Source organism: Christensenella sp., assembly GCF_034927525.1.
Lineage (GTDB): Bacteria > Bacillota > Clostridia > Christensenellales > Christensenellaceae > Christensenella.
Window position 1 is genome coordinate 1 of record NZ_JAYFPU010000374.1, and the last position, 3,319, is coordinate 3,319.

General features: G+C 50.5%; 3 protein-coding genes and 1 other annotated feature. All 3 genes read left to right on the forward strand.

What is annotated here, in order from left to right:
• Positions 1 to 1,197, forward strand: a 1,197-nt coding sequence (hemZ, locus tag VB081_RS14745; protein ID WP_323401527.1) for a coproporphyrinogen dehydrogenase HemZ, incomplete at its 5' end; no start/stop codon positions are given.
• 64 nt (positions 1,198 to 1,261) lie between these two features.
• Positions 1,262 to 1,497: a binding site (T-box leader), on the forward strand.
• A 48-nt stretch (positions 1,498 to 1,545) separates the two neighbouring features.
• Positions 1,546 to 2,811: a histidine--tRNA ligase gene (gene hisS / locus VB081_RS14750; protein WP_323401528.1), complete on the forward strand. Its 1,266-nt coding sequence runs from the start codon at positions 1,546 to 1,548 to the stop codon at positions 2,809 to 2,811.
• 30 nt (positions 2,812 to 2,841) lie between these two features.
• The coding region (locus VB081_RS14755; protein ID WP_323401529.1) for an OB-fold nucleic acid binding domain-containing protein at positions 2,842 to 3,319 on the forward strand (478 nt) is incomplete at its 3' end.

Here is a 3,319-nt window from a genome sequence, read left to right on the forward strand (position 1 = left end):
AAGCTAAGGAAGCATCATGTAAAGGGCATGATCTACGAGGTGCTTCATGGATATTATGGGGAAGACAAGCCGTGGGGGTCGCTTACGGGTATCCGTCCGACAAAGCTGATGCACGAGCTTGCGGCAAAGCACGGCATGGACGAAGCGAAGCGTATCTTTGGGGAAACATATTTTGTCACGGAACCTAAAATCAGCCTTGCGGAGACGATCGTAGGGCAGCAGGAGGGGTATCGCCGCAGTGTGCGGGAAAATGATATCGATATTTATATCGGCATTCCCTTTTGTGTGTCGAGGTGCAAATACTGTTCGTTCGTATCACGGGATATCAAATTCAACACCAAGCTGAAAGATCAATACATGGCGTGTTTGTTAAAGGAATTTGATTTGATGCGCGGTACGCTTGAAAAATACCGTATACGAGCCGTATATGTAGGCGGCGGAACGCCTACCGCGCTCGGTGACGACGAATTTGTGCAGTTGCTTCGCGCGGCGGGCGAATATTTTCCAAATCCGGACGAGTTTACGGTGGAAGCGGGAAGACCGGATACGATCACGCGTGAAAAGCTGGACAGGATCAAGGAAGCGGGTGCGGGGCGTATCAGCATTAATGCACAGACGACGAATGACGATACGCTCAAACGGATCGGCAGGAAGCATGACGCAGGAGATTTTTTCAGGGCGTTTGAGCTGGCGAAGACATACGGGTTTGACAGCATCAACACGGATATCATACTCGGCCTACCCTTGGAAACGCCGGAGGATACACAGCGAACGCTTGAGGATGTGACACGGTTTTCGCCGGAGAACGTGACGGTACATACACTGGCGCTGAAAAATGCGTCTGATTTTGCACTGGAAAACCAAGATTTATTGGATACGCGAATGGTATCGGAAATGGTGGAACAGTCGCAGTCCTTCTTAAGCGAGGCCGGGTATTTGCCATACTATTTGTACCGCCAGAAGTATATGAGCGGAAACATGGAAAATGTTGGCTTTGCACGTCAGGGAAAAGAATCTGTCTATAACATCGACATCATGGAAGAAATCGTGAGTGTGATGGCCTTTGGCGCGGGAGGGATATCGAAAAAGCTTTACCCTGAAAAGAACCTTTTGAAGAGGGCGGCAAACGTCAAGGATATCCCAAACTATATCGAGCGCACGCAAGAGATGGCGGACAGGAAAAAAGAGCTGTTTTAAAGGATATAAGGGTGGCTTTGATTTGTTGACACGTTTTTGTTTTGCGGATATAATATATCTATCGGAAAAGGCGATGAAACGGAGAGTATCCATATGCCTTGCGAACAAGAGAACGGCTGCCGTGGCTGAGAGCGGCCGTGCGTTTAAGATATGGAGAAGAACACCGGAGAGCTTCTGTGGCGAAAACATGGGTTAGTTAGTAGCTATGGGCGCAGGCCTGCGTTATGGGCGAGAGCGGAAAGCTGGAAATGGCTTTCAATGTGGGTGGTACCGCGGGTTTTTGATAACTTCGTCCCTTTTTATGGGCGGAGTTTTTTAGTTTTCTGGAGTAGTTTGGAGGAAGGTAAGTTGGCAGAAAGGTCAGTAAAGGCACCAAAGGGCACGAAGGATGTTTTGCCGCAGGACAGCTACAAGTGGCAATATGTCGAGGATATTGCGCGCAGGCTGACGGCACTTGCGGGGTATAGGGAAATACGCACGCCGGTATTTGAGCACACGGAGCTTTTTTTGCGCGGCGTCGGAGATACGACGGACATCGTGCAAAAGGAGATGTACACGTTCAAAGACAAAGGAGATCGTTCGATCACCTTAAAACCGGAAGGAACAGCGGGTGTTGTGCGCGCGTTTATTGAGGGTGGTCTGCCGAGCAGCGCACAGCCCACAAAGATGTATTATCTCTCTACGCCGGTTTTCCGTTACGAAAAGCCGCAATCAGGGCGTTTGCGCGAGCATCACCAGTTCGGTATTGAGGTGTTTGGTGCGGCGGACGCGAGCGTGGACGCAGAGGTGATCAACCTTGCGCTCACTTTGTTTCAGACTGCGGGGCTGAAGCAGCTCCGGCTCAACATCAACAGCATCGGCTGTGACAAGTGCAGGCCGCAGTATAATGATACGCTGAAGGCGTACTTAAAAGAGCATGAGGGCGAGCTGTGTGAAATGTGCAGGGATCGTATGGAACGCAACCCTTTGCGTGTGCTTGACTGCAAGGTCGAAAGCTGCCAGAAAATTGTCGCGGCTGCGCCTAAGATGATCGACCATCTGTGTGAGGAATGTGCTGTACACTTTGAGGACTTGAAAAAGTATCTGGGGGCGCTTGGGATCGACTATGCGATCAACCCGCTCATTGTACGCGGACTTGATTATTATACAAAAACTGTTTTTGAAATTATTTCTGACAATATTGGTTCGCAGGGAACGGTGTGCGGCGGCGGACGATATGATAAGCTGTTAAAGCAGATCGGCGGGCCGGATATGCCGGGCATTGGTTTTGGCATGGGTATTGAGCGTTTGCTGCTGGTGATGCAAAGCGAAGGGATCGAGATTCCGCAGCCCTCCATAACGGATGTATTCGTGTGTACGCACGGGGAGCCGGCGCGGTTTAAGGCGATCGAGCTCACGCGCGAACTGCGCGAGAGCGGAATCAAGACGGATATGGATCATTGTGCGCGCAGCGTCAAGGCGCAGTTTAAGTATGCCGATAAGATCGGCGCGAAAACAGTGATCGTGATCGGCGAAGAGGAAATGGAAAAAGGAACGGTAGTGCTTAAGACGATGGAAACAGGGGAAGAACGGGTCGTAAGACAAGAAGAGATAAAGCTGTTTTTGCAGTTATAATATGATTTTTAGATTGATGGGAGAAGTGTAATGGGAGAGTTTTTAAACGATTGGAAAAGAACCGCGCTTTGTGCGGAATTTACGACCGACGATATTGGCAGGGAAGTCACGTTGATGGGTTGGGCGGATACGCGCCGCGATCTCGGCGGGCTTGTGTTCGTAGATTTGCGCGACCGCTCAGGCATTATGCAGGTCGTGTTCAATGAATCTGCTTACGAAGGAGACTTCGAGAAGGTAAGCAGCATCCGCAGCGAGTTTGTTCTGGCTGTAAGAGGCGAGATCGTCGAGCGTTCGGAAGACACGGTGAACCCGAAGCTGCCGACCGGACTGATCGAAGTCAAGGTGCGCGAGCTAAAGATTTTGAGTAAGTCGGAAACGCCGCCTTTTGAGATCGAAGACGGCAGCAAGGTGCGCGAAGAATTGCGGCTGAAATACCGTTATCTTGATTTGCGCCGTCCGGAGATGCAGAAAAACCTGATGCTCAGAAATAAGATCGCAAACGTAGCGC